The organism is Tenacibaculum sp. Bg11-29 (genome assembly GCF_002836595.1).
Lineage (GTDB): Bacteria > Bacteroidota > Bacteroidia > Flavobacteriales > Flavobacteriaceae > Polaribacter.
In genome coordinates, this window is the sequence record NZ_PJBB01000003.1 from 818,294 (window position 1) to 842,953 (window position 24,660).

The window sequence follows — 24,660 nt, forward strand, 5'->3', positions numbered from 1 at the left end:
AAGAAAGTCTTATTATTTTTTCATCAATTTAGTTGTTAATCGCTTTTGACCATCGTTAACTTCTAAAATGTACACTCCTGTTTTTAAACTAGATACGTTTATACTAGAAGAATCTAAATGACCAGATTGCACAATGCTTCCGATTACATTTACAATCTTATACGTCATTTTTGTTGACTGAGATGCCAACTTAACTTGTATAAAATCTACTGATGGATTTGGATATGCTTTTAAGTCTAAACTTTCTTGACTTTTAATAGTTTCTCCTGACACAGCTGCTACAGCAACTACTGGTGTTGCTATTATGTTAACAGTATAGTCTTCTACTTCTCCTTCTTCAAAGCTTTCACAAGAAGTTGCTGCTGCATTGTACTTCATTGAAACACGCATTCTTGTTTGTCCTAAAGTTGCATTTGATGGAATAACAACATCTGTTATTCTATTTGTTGCACTTGATGAGTTACCTGTAGTAATCTGCTCACCTGCATCTGTAAAATCTCCATCTTTGTTATAATCAATCCAAACGGTAAAGTGCTCGTTATAAGCTGTTCCTGAAAACCCTGCACTTAAAACTAATTGATTGGTACTTCCTAATGCTACCGTAGCTACTTTTGAAGTGAAATCTCCATATCCTCCATTAGCTGCTGTTGTATTGGTCATTCCTCCGAATGATACATAATCAATCCATTCATAAGTAACTCTACTTCCTTTTGATGCACAATAAGAAACTGGAACAGCTAAAGTTGTTACATTTATAGTATTACTTGACGGTGATACATTTCCTACAGCACCTTTTGTTTTTACTGAAAAAGTATATGCTGTTGCAGCTGTTAATCCTGTAACATTATATGAAGTTCCTGTAGCAGTTCCTAATTTAGTAGTTCCTTGATACACATCATACCCAGTAACTGCTACATTATCTGAAGCTGCTGTCCAATTTAAAGTTAAAGATGAAGCTGTAATACTTGAAGCCGCTAAGCTAGCGGCTGCTGTTGGTGCCTCAGTATCTGCAACTACATTTGCTGTAAATTCACCTGTAAAAACTCCACGACCATATGTAGAAGCTATAATTTTATTCTGAGTATGATCTCCGTTAACATTCCAATAATCAAAAGAAGTAACACTAACATCACTCATACCATTATATGCTTGTGACCAAGTTGGGGTTGCTGCATTAAAGTTTGATGTAGACCAAACACCTAATTGAGTTGCAACAATTGCTTCGTTTCTACTTAATGGGTTCTGTAAAAAGTCTCTTACAGGTATATTTGGTAAATTTCCTTCTTTATTTACCCAGTTAGCACCTGCATCTGAAGTTGCCCAAACACTTGTTACACCATAATTATGAATGGTTACAAAAATATCATTTGCTGTTGCTCCATATCGTACTGAAGAAATAGATCCTACAAATGGAGTTACAACATCTGTCCAAGTAGCACTTGAATTTGTAACACCTGTTAACTTCACTAAATTTCCATTAGCTAAACCAACATACCATGTGTTATTTGCAAAAGGAGAGGCTCTAAAAGCTGTTGGTTTTGCCGTTAATAAAGCATTTGTTATGTTTCCTTTTGTATTAGCAGCAACATTAATACTTTTTATAGATTTAGCAGTACTAGTAGATGCATTAGTTAATAAACGATTTGCATCACTATCATAATCCATTGGGTTTACAAAATCTCCCGAAGCTTGATCATTTAATAAACTAGTTGATCCTCCTTGCATTTTACTTACTCCATTCCAAGGCAAGTTAAAACGATGTATTACATTGTTTACATAAGTTGCAATCATATACTCACCATCTTTATCTATAAAAGTATAAAAACCATCACCTCCAGATACTTCTGTAGAACTGTTAATTCCTGCAACTGCATTTCTAAATCCTTGCGTACCATTATCTTGAGCTCCTGCAGTAAAAATACCTGAGACATCTCCTGCTCCATCAGGGCCAATAGCTGCTTTTACAAACTGAGTTACATTATACCCTCTATTTCTTGAAGAAATAGCTGTCCCTGAATTACCTGAATAATATACACCTCCATCATTTCCAAATAAAATTTTTGAAGATGAGTTATTACCAAAAGCAATAGAGTGCTGATCTGCATGTACATTATTTGCTTGTCCAAATCCTCCATACCAGTGTGATAATTGCGACCAAGAAGAAGCTCCGTTAGTAGATTTAAATAAATCAATACCCCCAACATATAATACATCGTCATTTGATGGATCTGCTTCAATTACTAAATCATAAAACGCTTGTCCACGACAAAAATCATTCGCAGCAATTCCAGTATCTGCATCATTTGGTAATGCTTTTTCATTTACAGTCGCAAATGCATTCGTTGTCTTATAAATATGAACAGGGTTAATTACTACATTAGCAGCATTTCTTGCTACACCTTGTGTTAGTGCATAAATTTTATTACCATCAGTTCCAGAAACTTCTAATTCAACTCTATTTGAATCTACTAATGGAGAAGCTGCTGCTTCTGTCCAAGTAGCCCCATTAGTAGAACTAAATAGCCTACCTCCTCCGTTATCAGAAGGTAAGGAAGACTTAATTGTTCCCATCCAAAGAGTATTATTAGCACTTACTTCTAAATCATTAGGTATGTAATAATAATTTTTTTCACCTGAAGTATGTCTCATACTTGCAGTTTCAATTCTACTCCAAGTTAGTCCAGCATCTGTAGAACGATACAATCCTGCTGACTGTAATCCTAACCAATTTTTAGGACTTGCTGCATCTCCATACTGATGAGCTCCAACAGCAACATATAGTTCAGTTGATGCTCCGTTATCCCAAGCAACAATATCATTTACAAAATGAATTCCTGAAAGAAATATATTACTTTCATTATAAGTTATATCTCCTCCTCCTGCTGGTGGAATTATTAAAGAATTCCATGTTGTACCCGCATTAGTACTTACATAAACACCACTACCAACTACATCTCCTGCAGTGTATTGTTCACCTGTTCCAATATACCAAGTATTCGAATTTCTTGGGTCTACAGAAATAGATGTTACTGATAAGTTTCCTGGTACACCTTCTACTCGTGCCCATTCTGAATTGGCATTACTTATATTTGTGTTTCTCCATAATCCACCACTTACACCACCTGCATATACAATGTTATTTGTTGCATCATTAGGGTCAAATAAAATTACTCTTGTACGACCACCAATATTATTCGGCCCTCTTTCTACCCAAGAATTACCTTCTTCTCCAGGACTTCTTCTACTGATTCTTTTATTTATTAAATCTTCACGAACTTTTGTTATTTTTCCGTCATCTAACCTTCCTGTTGCAGGGTCAATTGACAATTCCCACATTTGTTCAAAATATCTATTTGGTGGTAAACCTTTTAGTTTTCTTGTTTTCTTATCCCAAGTAAGAGATTCTTTGTAAGGGCTGTTTTTTAAAAATTCAGCGTGCTTTTTTCGTTGTTCTTCTATTTTTTTAGAACCTGTATAATCTGATAAATAACCAGATCCAACAACTGAGATTAAAGCAATGGACAAACCTCCTGCTAATAATTTTATTCTTTTATTCATATAAAGGGTGTATTAAAATAAACAATAGGATGAGAAACTTTTTCTTATCCTACTATTCATTAATTAGTAATTAGATTCTTATTTTTTTAACAACTTAATAGTAAATACTTTTTCACCGTCGTTAACTTCTAAGATATACACTCCTATATTTAAGTTTCCTTTAGTCTCCTGAAGTTTCGTAAAATTGTATCGACTACAAATTTGCGCTACTTCATTTTTGTCTTGAGCTTGTGTTTGGATATTTAATCCTAAGACAACACTTGCCAATACAAAACTTTTCAAATACTTGTTTTTCATTTCGAAGGGTATAAATTAGTTAATTAATTGATTTATTGATATTTCATTGAAAATAATGCAATATTTCATTGAAAATAACGCAATATTTTATCACTTATTATACGAATACACACAAAAAACAAGAAATTCATAATTAAAAAAAACAAGACCAATGATTTTTCCATAAAAAAAAACTCGTTAAACCCAGTAAATTACTGGGGTTAGCGAGTTTTAAAAAAATAATTTATTTTTTTATTTTTACTTCTTTAAAAGTTTCATTGTCAATACTTTTTGACCATCGTTAACTTCTAAAATGTATACTCCTGTTTTTAAACTAGATACGCTTATACTAGAAGAATCTAAATGACCAGATTGTACAACACTTCCAATTACATTTACGATTTTATAAGACATATTAGCTGACTTAGATGCTAACTTAACTTGTACAAAATCTACAGATGGGTTAGGATATGCTTTTAAGTCTAAACTTTCTTGACTTTTAATAGTTTCTCCTGACACAGCTGCTACAGCAACTACTGGTGTTGCTATTATGTTAACAGTATAGTCTTCTACTTCACCATCTCCAAAGCTTTCACAAGAAGTTGCTGCTGCATTGTACTTCATTGAAACACGCATTCTTGTTTGTCCTAAAGTTGCATTTGATGGAATAACAACATCTGTTATTCTATTTGTTGCACTTGATGAGTTACCTGTAGTAACCTGCTCACCTGCATCTGTAAAATCTCCATCTTTGTTATAATCAATCCAAACTGTAAAGTGCTCGTTATAAGCTGTATTTGAAAACCCTGCACTTAAAACTAATTGATTGGTACTTCCTAATGCTACCGTTGCTACTTTTGAAGTGAAATCTCCATATCCTCCATTTGCTGCTGTTGTATTGGTCATTCCTCCGAATGCTACATAATCAATCCATTCATAAGTAACTCTACTTCCTTTTGATGCACAATAAGAAACTGGAACAGCTAAAGTTGTTGCGTTTATAGTATTACTTGACGATGATACATTTCCTGCAGCATCTTTTGCTTTTACTGAAAAAGTATAACCTGTTGCAGCAGTTAACCCTGTAACATTCATTGTAGTATTTGCTGTAGAACCTAATTTTGTTGCCCCTTGATAAACATCATACTCTGTTACAGCTACATTATCTGTAGATGTTGACCAGTTTAATGTTAATGTAGTTTGAGCTACACTTGTTGCTGAAGCACTACTTGGCGCACTTGGCGCAGTAGTATCTGCTTGTGATGACCCTATTACAACTGTATAATCTTCTACCTCTCCGTACTGAATAGATGCTTCACAGGCTGTTGGTGTTGCATCATACTTTAATACCACACGCATTCTTGTTGCTCCACTTACTGCTGAAGATGGTACTGTGAATGCTCCATTTACTGGCGTTGTTTTTGATTTTGCTTTTGTCCAAACAGTTTCACCTGCATCTGAAAAATCTCCATCTTGGTTATAATCAATCCAAACTCCATACCCTTCACTATAAACTGTTCCTGTCCATTTTGGGGTAATTGTAATCGTATTTGATGCTCCTTTTGTTAAATCAGTAGAAACCGAAGTGTAATCTGAATATCCATTTCCACCTGTTGATGTATTACTTATAGTTCCTAAAACTACTTTTTGAATATATTCGTCATTTACACTTGCTCCTTTTGAAGTACAATAGCTAATAGTTACTACTGGTGTAGTTACATTTGCTATATTACTTGCTGATGATACATTACCTGCAGCATCTTTTGCTTTTACTGAAAAAGTATATGCTGTACTTGCTGTTAAACCTGTAACATTATATGAAGTTCCTGTAGCAGTTCCTAATTTAGTAGTTCCTTGATACACATCATACCCAGTAACTGCTACATTATCTGAAGCTGCTGTCCAATTTAAAGTTAAAGATGAAGCTGTAATACTTGAAGCCGCTAAGCTAGCGGCTGCTGTTGGTGCCTCAGTATCTGCAACTACATTTGCTGTAAATTCACCTGTAAAAACTCCACGACCATATGTAGAAGCTATAATTTTATTCTGAGTATGATCTCCGTTAACATTCCAATAATCAAAAGAAGTAACACTAACATCACTCATACCATTATATGCTTGTGACCAAGTTGGGGTTGCTGCATTAAAGTTTGATGTAGACCAAACACCTAATTGAGTTGCAACAATTGCTTCGTTTCTACTTAATGGGTTCTGTAAAAAGTCTCTTACAGGTATATTTGGTAAATTTCCTTCTTTATTTACCCAGTTAGCACCTGCATCTGAAGTTGCCCAAACACTTGTTACACCATAATTATGAATGGTTACAAAAATATCATTTGCTGTTGCTCCATATCGTACTGAAGAAATAGATCCTACAAATGGAGTTACAACATCTGTCCAAGTAGCACTTGAATTTGTAACACCTGTTAACTTCACTAAATTTCCATTAGCTAAACCAACATACCATGTGTTATTTGCAAAAGGAGAGGCTCTAAAAGCTGTTGGTTTTGCCGTTAATAAAGCATTTGTTATGTTTCCTTTTGTATTAGCAGCAACATTAATACTTTTTATAGATTTAGCAGTACTAGTAGATGCATTAGTTAATAAACGATTTGCATCACTATCATAATCCATTGGGTTTACAAAATCTCCCGAAGCTTGATCATTTAATAAACTAGTTGATCCTCCTTGCATTTTACTTACTCCATTCCAAGGCAAGTTAAAACGATGTATTACATTGTTTACATAAGTTGCAATCATATACTCACCATCTTTATCTATAAAAGTATAAAAACCATCACCTCCAGATACTTCTGTAGAACTGTTAATTCCTGCAACTGCATTTCTAAATCCTTGCGTACCATTATCTTGAGCTCCTGCAGTAAAAATACCTGAGACATCTCCTGCTCCATCAGGGCCAATAGCTGCTTTTACAAACTGAGTTACATTATACCCTCTATTTCTTGAAGAAATAGCTGTCCCTGAATTACCTGAATAATATACACCTCCATCATTTCCAAATAAAATTTTTGAAGATGAGTTATTACCAAAAGCAATAGAGTGCTGATCTGCATGTACATTATTTGCTTGTCCAAATCCTCCATACCAGTGTGATAATTGCGACCAAGAAGAGGCTCCGTTAGTAGATTTAAATAAATCAATACCTCCAACATATAATACATCATCATTTGATGGATCTGCTTCAATTACTAAATCATAAAATGCTTGTCCACGACAAAAATCGTTAGCAGCAATTCCAGTATCTGCATCATTAGGAAGACTAGATGTTGTTACAGAAGTAAATCCGTTTGTAGTTTTAAAAATACGTACAGGTGTTGCTTCAGTTGTTCCTTGTGCTAAAACGTATAATTTATTACCGTTTGTAGCAGATGGTTCAATTTCAACTCTATTAGATTCTGTTAATGGAGAAGCTGCTGCTTCTGTCCAAGTAGCCCCATTAGTAGAACTAAATAGCCTACCTCCTCCGTTGTCAGAAGGTAAAGAAGACTTAATTGTTCCCATCCAAAGAGTATTATTAGCACTTACTTCTAAATCATTAGGTATGTAATAATAATTGTTTCCGCTAAAAGTATGTCTCATACTTGCAGTTTCAATTCTACTCCAAGTTAGTCCAGCATCTGTAGAACGATACAATCCTGCTGACTGTAATCCTAACCAATTTTTAGGACTTGCTGCATCTCCATAAACATGAGCTCCAACAGCAACATATAGTTCAGTTGATGCTCCGTTATCCCAAGCAACAATATCATTTACAAAATGAATTCCTGAAAGAAATATATTACTTGCATTATGAGTTATATCTCCTCCTCCTGCTGGTGCAATTGTTAAAGAATTCCATGTTGTACCTCCATTAGTACTTACATAAACACCACTACCAACTACATCTCCTGCAGTGTATTGTTCACCTGTTCCAATATACCAAGTATTCGAATTTCTTGGGTCTACAGAAATAGATGTTACTGATAAGTTTCCTGGTACACCTTCTACTCGTGCCCATTCTGAATTGGCATTACTTATATTTGTGTTTCTCCATAATCCACCACTTACACCACCTGCATATACAATGTTATTTGTTGCATCATTAGGGTCAAATAAAATTACTCTTGTACGACCACCAATATTATTCGGCCCTCTTTCTACCCAAGAATTACCTTCTTCTCCAGGACTTCTTCTACTGATTCTTTTATTTATTAAATCTTCACGAACTTTTGTTATTTTTCCGTCATCTAACCTTCCTGTTGCAGGGTCAATTGACAATTCCCACATTTGTTCAAAATATCTATTTGGTGGTAAACCTTTTAGTTTTCTTGTTTTCTTATCCCAAGTAAGAGATTCTTTGTAAGGGCTGTTTTTTAAAAATTCAGCATGCTTTTTTCGTTGTTCTTCTATTTTTTTAGAACCTGTATAATCTGATAAATAACCAGATCCAACAACTGAGATTAAAGCAATGGATAAACCACCTGCTAATAATTTTATTCTTTTATTCATGTAAAGGGTGTATTAAAATAAACATAGGATGAGAAACTTTTTCTCATCCTACTATTTATTAATTAGTAAATAGATTCTTATTTTTTTAACAACTTAATAGTAAATACTTTTTCACCGTCGTTAACTTCTAAGATATACACTCCTATATTTAAGTTTCCTTTAGTTTCCTGAAGTTTCGTAAAATTGTATCGACTACAAATTTGCGCTACTTCATTTTTGTCTTGAGCTTGTGTTTGGATATTTAATCCTAAGACAACACTTGCCAATACAAAATTTTTTAAGTACTTTTTTTTCATTTCGAAGGGTATAAGTTAGTTAATTAAATGATATTTCATTAAAAATAATGCCAATATTTTATCATTTATGATGCGAATATATGCAAAAAACAAGAAATTCATAATTAAAAAAAACAAGACCATTGATTTTTTCCATAAAAAAAACTCGTTAAACCCAGTAAATTACTGGGGTTAGCGAGTTTTAAAAAAATAATTTATTTTTTTATTTTCACTTCTTTAAAAGCTTAGTTGTCAATACTTTTTGACCATCGTTAACTTCTAAAATATACATTCCTGTATTTAAATTAGATACGTTTATACTAGAAGAATCTAAATGACCAGATTGCACAATGCTTCCGATTACATTTACAATCTTATAAGTCATTTTTGTTGACTGAGACGCCAACTTAACTTGTATAAAATCTACTGATGGATTTGGATATGCCATTAAATCTATGCTTTTTTGACTTTTAATGGTTTCTCCTGATATTGCTGTTGTTATTGTATTTACAGTTGCTGCTGTTATGTTAACCGTATAATCTTCTACTTCTCCATCTCCTAAATTAGCTTCACAAGAAGTTGCTGCTGCATTGTATTTCATTGAAACGCGCATTCTTGTTTGTCCTAAAGTTGCTGTTGATGGAATAACAACATCTGTTATTCTATTTGTTGCACTTGATGAGTTACCTGTAGTAATCTGCTCACCTGCATCTGTAAAATCTCCATCTTGGTTGTAATCAATCCAAACTGTAAAGTGCTCGTTATATGCTGTTCCTGAAAACCCTGCACTTAAAACTAATTGATTGGTACTTCCTAATGCTACCGTAGCTACTTTTGAAGTGAAATCTCCATATCCTCCATTAGCTACTGTTGTATTGGTCATTCCTCCGAATGCTACATAATCAATCCATTCATAAGTAACTCTACTTCCTTTTGATGCACAATAAGAAACTGCGTTTGATAAAGTTGTTACATTTACTGTATTACTTGACAATGATACATTTCCAACAGCATCTTTTGCTTTTACTGAAAAAGCATAACCTGTTGCAGCTGTTAATCCTGTAACATTCATTGTAGTATTAGCCGTAGACCCAATTTTTGTTGCTCCTTGGTAAACATCATATTCTGTTACTGCTACATTATCTGTAGAAGCTGACCAGCTTAATGTTAAGCTAATTTGTGTTACGCTTGATGCTGAAGCACTACTTGGCGCACTTGGCGCAGTAGTATCTGCTTGTGATGACCCTATTACAACTGTATAATCTTCTACCTCTCCGTACTGAATAGATGCTTCACAGGCTGTTGGTGTTGCATCATACTTTAATACCACACGCATTCTTGTTGCTCCACTTACTGCTGAAGATGGTACTGTGAATGTTCCACTTACTGGCGTTGTTTTTGATTTTGCTTTTGTCCAAACTGTTTCGCCTGCATCTGAAAAATCTCCATCTTGGTTATAATCAATCCAAACTCCATACCCTTCACTATAAACTGTTCCTGTCCATTTTGGCGTAATTGTTATTGTGTTTGAATCCCCTTTTGTTAAATCAGTAGAAATTGAAGTGTAATCTGAATATCCATTTCCACCTGTTGATGTATTACTTATTGTTCCTAAAACTACTTTTTGAATGTATTCATCATTTACGCTGGCTCCTTTTGAAGTACAGTAGCTTATAGGAGTTGTACCTGTTGTTGTAACTGATACATTAGAAACATTTCCGTTACCACCTGATGTACAAGTAGCACTGACTGTACAAGCATAAGCTGTACCCGCTGTTAAACCGGCAATCACCTTAGATGTTCCGTTTACTGTACTTGTTACTCCATTTGCTGTTACTTCATAAGAAGTTGCTCCAGAAACTGCTGACCATGTTAAAGTAAATCCATTATCATTTATACTAGACCCAGAAAAGTTAGCTGGTGCTGCTAAAGCACAAGTTTCTACATACGCTGCTCCAACTCCTACTGCATGCCATGCATTTGTAACAGATTTTACCTCATTACTGTTTGCTCCATATAAATCTTCAGCTGCTGTAATAGCTCCTGTTCTTGCATTTGCATAAGTAGAATTAGCTGATAAATAGTTAGCCTCTAAACGGTAAGTAATTTTAGCTGATTTTATCATTCCGATTGCAGCAACATTAAATGCATTATTCATATCATTAGTTCCAGAACCACCTACTGTTAATAAATAAAACCAATGATTTAAGACTCCTGAGTTTGTATGTACCCCACAATAATCATTAGCTCTCGTTGGAGTACCACAATTAGGTTCTTTCCAATTTGTACCCCCATACGTATCTGGTTGGTTTCTATCCTTAGGATTACTCATAGAACGTAAAGCTGAAGAACCACTACGTCTATCTATTTCATCTCCAATTAACCATACAGATGCATCTGGGGCTAAATCATTTCCGTTTCCTTTAGCGAAGTGCTCAACAACAGCTGCCCAAACATCAGAAAATCCTTCATTCAATCCTCCTGACTCTCTTTGGTATGCTAAGTTTGCTGTATTAGAACAAATAGCATGACCTATTTCATGAGCTGCAACATCAATAGAAGTTAAAGCATCGAAAGACCCGTTTCCTTCACTTCCGTTTGATGATCCATCACCATAAGTCATTACAGATCCATTCCAGAATGCATTATCATAACTAGCACCATAATGAACATAACTGTTTATTGCTGCTCCTGATCCATCATAACTATTTCGATTGTGTTTCGTTTGAAAATAATCATAAGTCATTTCAGCACCCCAATGTGCATCTAAAGCTGCATCATCTTTTGCTGAATTGTGAAATTCAGCTGCAGTCCAATTGTTATCTGAATCTGTAAAATTTGTCGTTGGGTAACTCGATTGACCTCCACTATTATAAGTATTAACTCCACCACCTCTAGTGTTATCTCTTAATACATAATTACTACCTACAATTCTAGTTGTTATAGATCTGTTACCACTATATCTCGTAGCTGCATTACCAACAGCAAGAGCTTCTGTAAATTTTGCTGTTAAATCACTAACTGCTCCCAAATTTTTAGAAGAATGTGCATGCTCATCTAAATGCTTAATTATAGCATTAAAAAACAAAGCCTCACCAGTATGAGCATCTATATACAAATCTCCTCTACTTAGAGGTTTTACAGTATAAATATCAAATTTATATGCTAATCTTGCTGTTTTTGTTCCTATAACTTCTCTCGGAAGAATTAATAGCTCTCCTTCTGGTTTTTTATAGTTTCCTAAATTTTTTGCTTCTTTCGGAAGCTCCCAAAGGTACTTTTGAGCTCCTGTGTGAGCTATTGCTTTTCTAAAAGCTGCTTGTTTAGATAACCTTGGTATAACATTTACTTTACCAACATCATACAACTCACCGTCCATAGTTTTTAATATACTATTTTTTGCATGCGCTGTATAAGTTCCAAATTCAACTTTTACTCCTTTAAATTTTTGTTGGAATTTTTCGTGAGTGAAACCTAAATCATCAGTTTGAGTTTTGATTTTTTGTAGATTATCATTTACTGATAATTTCAACTTTTCTCGAATTAATTCTGGTGCTCTTTGTAAAGAGGTTCTTGAAGTTTTGTTAAATTCAATGTGTTTCAGTCCTCTACTTTCTTGTGCGCTCACTGTAAGAGCTCCTGCAAGTAAAATAGATGACAACACGACTTTTTTAAAGTACTTGTGTTTCATTTTTGAAGGGTTTAATTAGTTAATTATGATAAATGATATTTTTATTAAAAAAATATTAATATTTTATCATTTACAACGCAAATATAATAAAAAAATAAGGAATTCATAATCAATATACGCAATCAGTATATTTTCCGCAAAAAAAATACTCGCTAAACTCAGTAAATTACTGGGGTTAGCGAGTTTTAAAAAAATAATTTATTTTTTAACTTACTACTTCTTTAAAAGCTTAGTTGTCAATACTTTTTGACCATCATTAACTTCTAAAACATACATTCCTGTGTTTAAATTAGATACATTTATACTAGAAGAACCTAAATGACCAGATTGCACAATACTTCCGATTACATTTACAATCTTATAAGTCATTTTTGTTGACTGAGATGCCAACTTAACTTGTATAAAATCTACTGATGGATTTGGATACGCCACTAAGTCTATGCTTTTTTGACTTTTAATGGTTTCTCCTGATATTGCTGTTGTTATTGTATTTACAGTTGCCGCTGTTATGTTAACCGTATAATCTTCTACTTCTCCATCTCCTAAATTAGCTTCACAAGAAGTTGCTGCTGCATTGTATTTCATTGAAACACGCATTCTTGTTTGTCCTAAAGTTCCATTTGATGGAATCACAATATCTGTTATTCTATTTGTTGCACTTGATGAGTTACCTGTAGCAATTTGCTCACCTGCATCTGTAAAATCTCCATCTTGGTTGTAATCAATCCAAACTGTAAAGTGCTCGTTATATGCTGTTCCTGAAAACCCTGCACTTAAAACTAATTGATTGGTACTTCCTAATGCTACCGTAGCTACTTTTGAGGTGAAATCTCCATATCCTCCGTTTGCTGCTGTTGTATTGGTCATTCCTCCGAATGCTACATAATCAATCCACTCGTAAGTAACTCTACTCCCTTTTGATGCACAATAAGAAACTGCGTTTGATAAGGTTGTTACATTTACTGTATTACTTGACGATGATACATTTCCTGCTGCATCTTTTGCTTTTACTGAAAAAGTATAGCCTGTTGCAGCTGTTAATCCTGTAACATTCATTGTAGTATTAGCCGTAGATCCTATTTTTGTTGCCCCTTGATAAACATCATATTCTGTTACTGCTACATTATCTGTAGAAGCTGACCAGCTTAATGTTAAGCTAGTTTGTGTTACGCTTGATGCTGAAGCACTACTTGGCGCACTTGGCGCAGTAGTATCTGCTTGTGATGACCCTATTACAACTGTATAATCTTCTACCTCTCCGTACTGAATAGATGCTTCACAGGCTGTTGGTGTTGCATCATACTTTAATACCACACGCATTCTTGTTGCTCCACTTACTGCTGAAGATGGTACTGTGAATGTTCCACTTACTGGCGTTGTTTTTGATTTTGCTTTTGTCCAAACTGTTTCGCCTGCATCTGAAAAATCTCCATCTTGGTTATAATCAATCCAAACTCCATACCCTTCACTATAAACTGTTCCTGTCCATTTTGGCGTAATTGTTATTGTGTTTGAATCCCCTTTTGTTAAATCAGTAGAAATTGAAGTGTAATCTGAATATCCATTTCCACCTGTTGATGTATTACTTATTGTTCCTAAAACTACTTTTTGAATGTATTCATCATTTACGCTGGCTCCTTTTGAAGTACAGTAGCTTATAGATACGGCTGGCGTAGTAAAATTTACAGATGCACTATAAGAAGAATTTCCTGATGAACATTTACTTCGTACTTGTACTTCGTATTGTGTTGCTGCTGATAAACCACTTAAAGCTTTTGTTGTTGTTGAAACTGCACTTGTTAACCAAGATGAAGCTGAAACCGCTTTATATCTTACATCATAGGTTGCTCCTGAAACTGCTGACCAGTTTACCGAAGCTCCTGTTGCTGTTACACTTGTTGTTGAAACTCCTGTTGGTACAGTTGCATTACAAACTACTGCTGTACCTGTTAAACCTGTTACAATTAAGCTGTAATTTTGACTTCCGCCTGTTAAACTTCCTTTGTGTGTTACTGTAATAGTATACGTTCCTGAAGCATTGGCTACATCAACTCTTTCAAAAGGATCTACATTATTATCTCTTTTTGTATTGGTTGTTGCTCCTGTTAATTCATATGGTAAAAATGTTGTTCCTGATTTAGATACTCTTATATCTAAATCATTTACCAATACTGGTGTCGTAGAATTTACTGTTGTGTTTGCTGCACCAGGTCTGTCTGTCCAAGAAATAGAAGCTAATAACGGATTTGTTCCGTCAGAATCAACAGTAATTGTATATGTTTGACCTGATGTTAATGTTAACTCTTCAATTTTAGATTGATTTCCTTTATTTGTAATTGCTTCTGCAGCTCTTTTTGTATGCAATAATCCCCAACCAAAAACAGCGTCTGGTCCAGATACTCCTGCATCATCTGCCGTATGTAACGCTAATCCTTTTAAGGTAGCTGCTTTCATAAAACTACCACTATTTAAATTTTTATGATGTTGTTGTAATAAAATTAAAGATCCTGCAACATTTGGTGATGCCATTGAGGTACCCGTAATTGAATTATAAGCCGTATCACTACTTTCATAAGTAGAATATACTCCAGTACCATTACCTGTAATATCTGGTTTTATTCTAAAATCATCTGTTGGCCCTTCACTACTTGAACTATTAATAGATACAGAAACTAAATTCCCACTAGCATCAACATTAGCATCTTGCGCATTTGCAACTACTAAATTGTTTTTTGAAACAGAATGCCCTGTTAACTTGTCGAAACCTGAACCTCCTGTTGGGTTGTTATTTGCTGTATTATCGTTACCATCGTTACCTGCAGCAACCACCATTAAATAATTTGGCGCATTAAACATTATCTCATCCCATGCACGAGACTCTGTTATATATCCTCCAAAATAATGTTGAGGCAATTGTACCTGACCTTGTTGATTTCTAGCTGCATAACCATACGAATGATTAGAAATTAACATACCATTAGAGGCTGCTGTTGTAGCTTCAGTTTTATCGTTATTCCAATCATAGCCAACTGCTTTAGAATGAGGTGCCATCCCTTTCGCATTTGCTTTTACACCTGAAGAGATTATCGTTCCTGCAACGTGAGCTGCATGGAAATGTTTAGCTGTAGTACCATCACCAATAGAAAAACGGTTATTTCCCCCCGCTCCATCATACTCTTGGTGTGTAGTTCTTGCTAAACCTCCATCCCAAACGTGAGCAGTCATACCTTGTCCCATTAAATTTAAGCCTAAAGAACCTCCAGAATTCAAGTGATTTGTTCTAGTTGATTTTGCAGCAGCTACATTAAAGGTTGTGTAATAAATTGGTTTTCCATTTACCACTCTTTGTAATTCAAGCATACGCCCATCTTTGGTAGTAAACTTCGTTTCCCAACCTTTCTGTTTAGCTATTCGCATAGCTTGTTCTTTTTCTGTTTTGGTAATTTTTTGAAAGTTTCCTTTAATTTCTTGAAGTTTAGTCAAATTGTATTTACTACGAATTTGCGCTACTTCTCTTTTGTCTTGAGCTTGTGTTTGAAAGTTTAATCCTAAGACAACACTTGCCAGTACAAGACTTTTAAAATACTTGTTTTTCATTTTTGAAGGCTATAATTAGTTAATTTAAATAAACGATTTTCATTAAATAAAATATTAATATTTTATCATTTACCGCTCAAATATAGATAAAAAATAAGAAATTCATAATTAAACTACCTAATCAGTGATTTTACAATAAAAAAAAACACCCAATAAACCCAGTTAGATACTGAGTTTATTGGATTTTAAAAAAATAATTTATTTTTTAACTTTTCACTTCTTTAAAAGCCTAGTTGTCAATACCTTTTGACCGTCATTAACTTCTAATATATATATTCCTGTATTTAAATTAGATACATTTATACTAGAAGAACCTAAATGACCAGATTGCACAATACTTCCGACTACATTTACAATCTTATAAGTCATATTAGCTGACTGAGATGCAAATTTAACTTGTATAAAATCTACTGATGGGTTAGGATATACTATTAAGTCAAAATTTTCTTGACTATCAATATTTTCTCCCGGTACAACCGTTGGCATTGCATTTACTGCTGCTGCTGCTATAATAACCGTATAATCTTCTACCTCTCCATCTCCAAAGCTTTCACAAGAAGTTGCTGCCGCATTGTACTTCATTGAAACACGCATTCTTGTTTGCCCTATGGTCGCATCTGACGGAATCACAATATCTGTTATTCTATTTGTTGCACTTAATGAGTTACCTGTAGTAACTTGTTCACCTGCATCTGTAAAATCTCCGTCTTGGTTATAATCAATCCAAACTGTAAAGTACTCGTTGTAAGCCCCCCCTGAAAATCCTGCACTTAAAACTAATTGATTGGTACTTCCCAATACTACTACTGCAACTTTTGAGGTAAAATCTCCATACCCATCATTTGCTACTGTTGTACTGGTCATTCCTCCGAATGCTACATAATCAATCCATTCATAAGTAACTCTTGTTCCTCTTGATGTACAATAAGAAACTGCGTTTGATAAGGTTGTTACATTTACCGCATTACTTGACGATGATACATTTCCTGCTGCATCTTTTGCTTTTACTGAAAAAGTATACCCTGTTGCTGCTGTTAATCCCGTAATATTCGTTGTAGTATTAGCTGTAGATCCTATTTTTGTTGCTCCTTGGTAAACATCATATTCTGTTACTGCTACATTATCTGTAGAAGCTGACCAATTTAATGTTAAGGTAGTTTCTGTTACACTTGATGCTGAGGCATTACTTGGTGCACTTGGTACAGTAGTATCTGCCTGTGATGATCCTATTACAACTGTATAATCTTCTACCTCTCCATAAGAAAAAAGTGCTTCACATGCTGTTGGTGTTGCATTATATTTTAATACCACACGCATTCTTGTTGCTCCACTCAATGCTGAAGATGGTACTGTAAATGCTCCACTTACTGGCGTTGTTTTTGATTTTGACTTCGTCCAAATTGTTTCGCCCGCATCTGAAAAATCCCCATCTTGGTTATAATCTATCCAAACTCCATACCCTTCACTATAAACTGTTCCTGTCCATTTTGGGGTAATTGTAATCGTGTTTGAATTCCCTTTTGTTAAATCAGTAGAAATTGAAGTGTAATCTGAATATCCACTTCCTCCTGATGATGTATTACTTATTGTTCCTAAAACTACTTTTTGAATGTACTCATCATTTACGCTTGCTCCTTTTGAAGTACAGTAGCTTATAGATACGGCTGGGGTAGTAAAGTTTACAGATGCACTATAAGAAGAATTTTCTGATGAACATTTACTTCGTACTTGTATTTCGTATACTGTTGATGCTGATAACCCACTTAAAGTTTTTGTTGTTGCTGAAACTGTACTCGTTGACCAAGATGAAGCTGAAACTGCTTTATATCTTACATCATAGGTTGCTCCTGAAACTACTGACCAATTTACCAAAGCTGCTGTTGCTGTTACACCTGCTGTTAAAACATCTGTTGGTACAGTTGCATTACAAACTACTGGTGTACTTGTTAAACCTGTTACAATTAAACTGTAATTTTGACTTCCTCCCGTTAAACTTCCTTTGTGTGTTACTGTAATAGTATACGTTCCTGAAGCATTGGCTACATCAACTCTTTCAAAAGGATCTACATTATTATCTCTTTTTGTATTTGTTGTTGCTCCTGTTAATTCATATGGTAAAAATGTTGTCCCTGATTTAGATACTCTTACATCTAAATCATTTACTAATACTGGTGTCGTAGAATTTACTGTTGTAACCGATATCCCTGGCCTATCCGTCCAAGAAATAGAAGCTAATAAAGGGCTTGTTCCGTCAGAATCAACTGTAATTGTATATGTTTGACCTGATATTAATGTTAACTCTTCAATTTTAGATTGATTTCCTTTACTTGTAATTGCTTCCGCAGCTCTTTTTGTATGCATTAATCCCCAACCAAAAACAGCATCTGGTCCAGATACTCCTGCATCATCAGCAGTATGTAACGCCAGTCCTTTTAGGGTAGCTGCCTTCATAAAACTACCATTATTTAAGTTTTTATGATGTTGTTGTAATAAAATTAAAGATCCTGCAACATTTGGTGATGCCATTGAGGTACCCGTAATTGAATTATAAGCCGTATCACTACTTGCATAGGTAGAATATACTCCCGAACCATTACCTGTAATATCTGGCTTGATACGAAAATCATCTGTTGGCCCTTCACTACTACTTCCTGCAATAGAAACAGATACTAAGTTTCCACTTGCATCTATATTGGCATCTTGAGCGTTTGCAACTACTAAATTGTTTTTTGAAACAGAATGCCCCGTTAACTTATCGAAACCTAAACCTCCTGTTGGATTTGTATTTGCCGTATTATCATTTCCATCATTTCCTGCGGCAACTACCATTAAAAAATTTGGTGCATTAAATAAAATCTCATCCCATGCTCTAGACTGATCTATATACCCTCCAAAATAATGTTGAGGCAATTGTACCTGACCTTGTTGATTTCTAGTTGCATAACCATACGAATGATTTGAGATTAACATTCCGTTTGCTGCTGCTGTTGTAGCCTCAGTTTTATCATTATTCCAATCATAACCAACGGCTTTTCCGTGTGGAGCCATCCCTTTTGCATTAGCATCAACACCTGAAGACATGATAGTACCCGTTACGTGAGCTGAATGATAATGTTTAACTGTTGTACCGTCTCCAATAGAAAAACGATTATTCCCTCCCGTTCCATCATATTCCTGATGCGTAGTTCTTGCCAAACCTCCATCCCAAACGTGAGCCGTCATACCTTGCCCCATTAAGTTTAATCCTAATGATCCTCCTAAATTTAAATGATTTGTTCTTGTAGATTTTGCCGCTGCAACATTAAAAGTAGTGTAATAAATAGGTTTTCCATTTACAACTCTTTGTAATTCTACTAAACTACCTTCTTTCGTTGTAAATTTAGTTTTCCAACCTTTCTTTTTAGCTATTTTTACAGCTTGTTCTTTTTCTGTTTTGGTAACTCTTTCAAAGTTTCCTTTAATTTGTTGAAGTTTAGTTAAGTTGTAGTTACTACGAATTTGCGCTACTTCTCTTTTGTCTTGAGCTTGTGTTTGAAAGTTTGATCCCCAAATAACACTTGCTAGTACAAGACTTTTTAAATACTTGTATTTCATTCTGGAGGGAGTTAAGTTAGTTAATCATAACAATAATATGTTTTTCGTAAAAAAAACACACTTACCTTATTATATACCTCTCTAATATAGCTAAAAATCAATAAATTAGCAACAAATAATTCAAATTAATGTATTTATCATAAAAAAACTCGTTAAACCCAGTAGCACACTGAGATTAACGAGTTTAAAAACAATTTATTTATCTGTATTAATTTTTTAACAACTTGGTTTTCAATACTTTTTGACCGTCATTAACTTCTAAAACATACATTCCTATATTTAAATTAGATACATTTATACTATAAGAATCTAAATAACCTGACTGTACAATACTTCCAATTACATTTACAATCTTATAAGTCATCTTAGTTGACTGAGATGCCAACTTAACTTGTATAAAATCTACTGATGGATTTGGATACGCCACTAAGTCTATGCTTTCTTGACTTTTAATAGTTTCTCCTGATACTGCTGTTGTTATTGCATTTACCGCTGCTGCTGTTATGTTAACAGTATAGTCTTCTACTTCTCCTTCTTCAAAGCTTTCACAAGAAGTTGCTGCTGCATTGTACTTCATTGAAACACGCATTCTTGTTTGTCCTAAAGTTGCATTTGATGGAATAACAACATCTGCAATTCTATTTGCTGCACTTGATGAATTACCTATAGCAACTTGTTCACCTGCATCTGTAAAATCTCCATCTCTGTTATAATCAATCCAAACTGAAAAGTGCTCGTTATATGCTGTATTTGAAAACCCTGCACTTAAAACTAATTGATTGGTACTTCCTAATGATACCGTTGCTACTTTTGAAGTGAAATCTCCATATCCTCCATTTGCTGCTGTTGTATTGGTCATTCCTCCGAATGCTACATAATCAATCCATTCATAAGTAACTTTACTTCCTTTTGAAGTACAGTAGCTAATAGTTAGGGCTGGCGTAGTAAAGTTTACAGATGCACTATAAGAAGAATTTCCTGATGAACATTTACTTCGTACTTGTACTTCGTATGCTGTTGATCCTGATAATCCGCTTAAAGCTTTTGTTGTTGTTGAAACTGCACTTGTTGACCAAGATGAAGCTGAAACTGCTTTATATCTTACATCATAGGTTGCTCCTGAAACTGCTGACCAATTTACCGAAGCTCCTGTTGCTGTTACACTTGTTGTTGAAACTCCTGTTGGTACAGTTGCATTACAAACTACTGGTGTACCTGTTAAACCTGTTAAACCCGTTACAATTAAACTGTAATTTTGACTTCCTCCCGTTAAACTTCCTTTGTGTGTTACTGTAATAGTATATGTTCCTGAAGCATTGGCTATATCAACTCTTTCAAAAGGATCCACATTATTATCTCTTTTTGTACTTGTTGTTACTCCTGTTAATTCATATGGTAAAAATGTTGTTCCTGATTTAGATACTCTTATATCTAAATCATTTACCAATACTGGTGTTGTAGAATTTACTGTTGTAACCGATACCCCTGGTCTATCCGTCCAAGAAATAGAAGCTAATAACGGACTTGTTTCGTCAGAATCAACAGTAATTGTATATGTTTGACCTGATGTTAATGTTAACTCTTCAATTTTAGATTGATTTCCTTTATTTGTAATTGCTTCTGCAGCTCTTTTAGTATGCATTAATCCCCAACCAAAAACAGCATCTGGTCCAGATGCTCCCGCGTCGTCTGCCGTATGTAGCGCCAATCCTTTTAAGGTAGCTGCTTTCATAAAACTACCACTATTTAAATTTTTATGATGTTGTTGTAATAAAATTAAAGATCCTGCAACATTTGGTGATGCCATTGAGGTACCCGAAATTGATTTATAAGCCGTATCACTACTTTCATAAGTAGAATATACTCCAGTACCATTACCTGTAATATCTGGTTTTATTCTAAAATCATCAGTTGGCCCTTGACTACTTGAACTATTAATAGATACAGAAACTAAGTTTCCACTCGCATCAACATTAGCATCTTGCGCATTTGCAACTACTAAATTGTTTTTTGAAACAGAATGCCCTGTTAACTTGTCGAAACCTGAACCCCCTGTTGGGTTGTTATTTGCTGTATTATCGTTACCATCGTTACCTGCAGCAACCACCATTAAATAATTTGGCGCATTAAACATTATCTCATCCCATCCACGAGAATCATCTATATACCCACCGAAATAATGTTGAGACACTAGCACCTTACCTTGTTTATCTCTAATTGCATAACCATACGAATGATTAGAAATCAACATACCATTAGAAGCTGCTGTTGTAGCTTCAGCTTTATCGTTATTCCAATCATAACCAACGGCTTTAGAGTGAGGTGCCATACCTTTCGCATTTGCTTTTACACCTGAAGATATTATAGTTCCAGCAACGTGAGCTGCATGGAAATGTTTATCTGTAGTACCATCACCAATAGAAAAACGGTTATTTCCTCCTGCACCATCATATTCCTGGTGCGTAGTTCTTGCCAAACCACCATCCCAAACGTGAGCAGTCATACCTTGTCCCATTAAATTTAAACCTAAAGAACCTCCAGAATTTAAATGATTTGTTCTAGTAGATTTTGCTGCGGCTACATTAAATGTTGTGTAATAAATTGGTTTTCCATTTACCACTCTTTGTAATTCAAGCATACGCCCATCTTTGGTAGTAAACTTCGTTTTCCATCCTTTCTGTTTAGCTATTCGTATAGCTTGCTCTTTTTCTGTTTTGGTAATTTTTTGAAAATTTCCTTTAATTTCTTGAAGTTTAGTTAAATTGTATTTACTACGAATTTGCGCTACTTCTCTTTTGTCTTGAGCTTGTGTTTGGATATTTAATCCTAAGACAATACTTGCCAATACAAGACTTTTTAAATACTTGTTTTTCATTTTTGAAGAGTATAAATTAGTTAATTTATTGATTAACTAATATTTAATTGAAAATAACGCAATGTTTTATCAATTATTATGCAAATACATACAAAAAACAAGAAATTCTTAATTAAATAACCTAATTAGTAACTTTACAATAAAAAAAACACCCAACAAACCCAGTCAGATACTGGGATTATTGGGTTTTAAAAAAATAATTTATTTCTTAACTTACTACTTCTTTAAAAGCTTAGTTGTCAATACTTTTTGACCATCGTTAACTTCTAAAATATACATTCCTGTATTTAATTTAGATACATTTATACTTGAAGAACCTAAATGACCAGACTGCACAACACTTCCAGTTACATTTACAATCTTATACGTCATCTTAGTTGATTTAGATGCCAACTTAACTTGTACAAAATCTACTGATGGGTTAGGATATGCCATTAAAGCTATACTGTTTTGATTTTTAATAGTTTCTCCCGATACAATTGTTGTTCTTGTATTTACAGCTGTTGCTGCAATATTAACAGTATAATCTTCTACTTCTCCATCTCCTAAATTAGCTTCACAAGAAGTTGATGCTGCGTTGTATTTCATTGAAACACGCATTCTTGTTTGTCCTAAAGTTGCTGTTGATGGAATTACAATATCTGTTATTCTATTTGTTGCACTTGATGAGTTACCTGTAGCAATTTGCTCTCCTGCATCTGTAAAATCTCCATCTTGGTTATAATCAATCCAAACTGTAAAGTGCTCGTTATATGCCGTTCCTGAAAATCCTGCACTTAAAACTAGTTGATTAGCACTTCCTAATGCTACCGTAGCTACTTTTGAAGTGAAATCTCCATATCCTCCATTTGCTGCTGTTGTATTAGTCATTCCTCCGAATGCTACATAATCAATCCACTCGTAAGTAACTCTACTTCCTTTTGATGCACAATAAGAAACTGCGTTTGATAAGGTTGTTACGTTTACCGAAGAGCTATAGTTTGAATTCCCTGATGAATACTTATTACGAACTTGAACTTGGTATTGTGTAGAAGCAGATAACCCACTTAATGTTACAGATGTAGCTGATGACGAATTAGTTACCCACGAACTAGCTCCTACTTTACGGTATCTAACATCGTAAGTTGCTTCTGAAACTGCTGTCCAGCTTACTATTGCTTCTGTTGCAGAAACTCCACTTATTGAAATTCCTGTTGGTACTGCTGCATTAAAAACACTCCCATTACTAAACTTATCAGATAAAGCTAAGCTACGTCTAGAACCACCTGCTTCTAACACAGCACGCATTCTATTTTTTTGTCCTAATGTAAATAAGTTCATACATGCATCATCTGAATAATCCATATAATTTTGAACCATATCTTCAGAACCACAAGAGACATGCCCTGTACTACATCCATAATTAGCTTCATCAGATTCTGGTGTATCTGATACAAAATCATCATAACCACATGGTCCATCTCCCCATATGTGACGTAAATTTAAATAATGTCCTATTTCGTGTGTAGTCGTTCTTCCTAAATTAAAAGAAGGATTAAGTGTACCTGTAGAACCAAAAGCATCATGAATCATCACTAAACCATCAGTTGCTGCTGCTCCACCTGGAAACTGAGCAAATCCTAAAGTACTTCCATCTCCTTTAGGACCAGTAGAAGTCATCTTAGGAACAATCCACATATTTAAATATTCAGAAGTATTCCATGGGTTTACTCCTCCAGTAGCAGAACTTTTCATAGCATTATTTACTTTAAACTTAGTTCCCCAATCTGAACTACTAACTAATTTTCTAGTAATTGCTGTAGTTGAATTCCCATTAGGATCAATTTTCGCCATTGCAAACTCAATTTGAATATCAGCTCCTTGTGACCATTTATTAGTTTTATCAGTGTTTTTTCTTCTAAAATCTTTATTTAAAACATCAATTTGAGAAAGAATTTGAGCATCTCTAATATTATTTGTAGAGTTAGTGTACAATACATGTACTACTACTGGAATTGTTATAATTGATCCAGAAATTTTTCTTTTAGTATTTCTATTCTCTTTTATTTTTCTTTGGGTGAATCTTTCAATTTCATCCATTCGTTTTTGTAATGTAGGATCTTGTCTTTTTCTATTTCCCAGATCTTCCATTGTGTGGCAAGTTCTTTTTTGTTGGGCATAAATAGCTCCTGCAAAAAAGAAGCACATTAATAACAAAGTAATCTTTTGTTTCATTATTAGAAGGGTTTTAAGTTAAAAATTTAATGCAAAAAAACAATTGTTTTACCTTAAAAAAATTGAACTAG

Annotated in this window: 9 protein-coding genes; all 9 read right to left on the bottom strand. The window is 34.4% G+C overall.

The annotated features are described in order from the left end of the window. Positions 1 to 12: 12 nt before the first annotated feature. Positions 13 to 3,558, bottom strand: a complete 3,546-nt coding sequence (locus tag CXF68_RS03755; RefSeq protein WP_101043030.1) for a GEVED domain-containing protein — start codon at positions 3,556 to 3,558, stop codon at positions 13 to 15. Between the two features lie 78 nt (positions 3,559 to 3,636). Beyond that, positions 3,637 to 3,855 carry a hypothetical protein gene (locus CXF68_RS03760; protein ID WP_101043031.1) on the bottom strand — a complete coding sequence of 73 codons (219 nt, stop codon included), beginning with the start codon at positions 3,853 to 3,855 and terminating at the stop codon, positions 3,637 to 3,639. Positions 3,856 to 4,092: 237 nt separating this feature from the next. Then, positions 4,093 to 8,343, bottom strand: a complete 4,251-nt coding sequence (locus tag CXF68_RS03765; protein WP_101043032.1) for a GEVED domain-containing protein — start codon at positions 8,341 to 8,343, stop codon at positions 4,093 to 4,095. A gap of 77 nt (positions 8,344 to 8,420) precedes the next feature. Beyond that, positions 8,421 to 8,639 carry a hypothetical protein gene (locus CXF68_RS03770; protein ID WP_101043033.1) on the bottom strand — a complete coding sequence of 73 codons (219 nt, stop codon included), beginning with the start codon at positions 8,637 to 8,639 and terminating at the stop codon, positions 8,421 to 8,423. A 208-nt stretch (positions 8,640 to 8,847) separates the two neighbouring features. Next, a complete protein-coding gene (locus CXF68_RS03775) occupies positions 8,848 to 12,309 on the bottom strand; it encodes a M4 family metallopeptidase (RefSeq protein ID WP_101043034.1) in 3,462 nt (1,153 codons plus the stop codon). A 213-nt stretch (positions 12,310 to 12,522) separates the two neighbouring features. After that, entirely contained in the window at positions 12,523 to 15,906 is a 3,384-nt protein-coding gene (locus CXF68_RS03780) for a GEVED domain-containing protein (protein WP_101043035.1), read from the bottom strand. Between the two features lie 213 nt (positions 15,907 to 16,119). Beyond that, positions 16,120 to 19,500 (bottom strand): GEVED domain-containing protein, encoded by a 3,381-nt coding sequence (locus tag CXF68_RS03785; protein ID WP_101043036.1) that lies wholly within the window; start codon positions 19,498 to 19,500, stop codon positions 16,120 to 16,122. Between the two features lie 208 nt (positions 19,501 to 19,708). Continuing rightward, positions 19,709 to 22,375 carry a S8 family serine peptidase gene (locus tag CXF68_RS03790; RefSeq protein ID WP_101043037.1) on the bottom strand — a complete coding sequence of 889 codons (2,667 nt, stop codon included), beginning with the start codon at positions 22,373 to 22,375 and terminating at the stop codon, positions 19,709 to 19,711. Positions 22,376 to 22,591: 216 nt separating this feature from the next. Continuing rightward, complete coding sequence (locus tag CXF68_RS03795; protein WP_101043038.1) at positions 22,592 to 24,589, bottom strand: GEVED domain-containing protein; 1,998 nt, start codon at positions 24,587 to 24,589, stop codon at positions 22,592 to 22,594. Positions 24,590 to 24,660: the final 71 nt, after the last annotated feature.

Coding starts and splice junctions, on each gene's coding strand:
- CXF68_RS03755 (WP_101043030.1), bottom strand. CDS start 3,558: ATGAATAAAAGAATAAAATTATTAGCAGGAGGTTTGTCCATTGCTTTA.
- CXF68_RS03760 (WP_101043031.1), bottom strand. CDS start 3,855: ATGAAAAACAAGTATTTGAAAAGTTTTGTATTGGCAAGTGTTGTCTTA.
- CXF68_RS03765 (WP_101043032.1), bottom strand. CDS start 8,343: ATGAATAAAAGAATAAAATTATTAGCAGGTGGTTTATCCATTGCTTTA.
- CXF68_RS03770 (WP_101043033.1), bottom strand. CDS start 8,639: ATGAAAAAAAAGTACTTAAAAAATTTTGTATTGGCAAGTGTTGTCTTA.
- CXF68_RS03775 (WP_101043034.1), bottom strand. CDS start 12,309: ATGAAACACAAGTACTTTAAAAAAGTCGTGTTGTCATCTATTTTACTT.
- CXF68_RS03780 (WP_101043035.1), bottom strand. CDS start 15,906: ATGAAAAACAAGTATTTTAAAAGTCTTGTACTGGCAAGTGTTGTCTTA.
- CXF68_RS03785 (WP_101043036.1), bottom strand. CDS start 19,500: ATGAAATACAAGTATTTAAAAAGTCTTGTACTAGCAAGTGTTATTTGG.
- CXF68_RS03790 (WP_101043037.1), bottom strand. CDS start 22,375: ATGAAAAACAAGTATTTAAAAAGTCTTGTATTGGCAAGTATTGTCTTA.
- CXF68_RS03795 (WP_101043038.1), bottom strand. CDS start 24,589: ATGAAACAAAAGATTACTTTGTTATTAATGTGCTTCTTTTTTGCAGGA.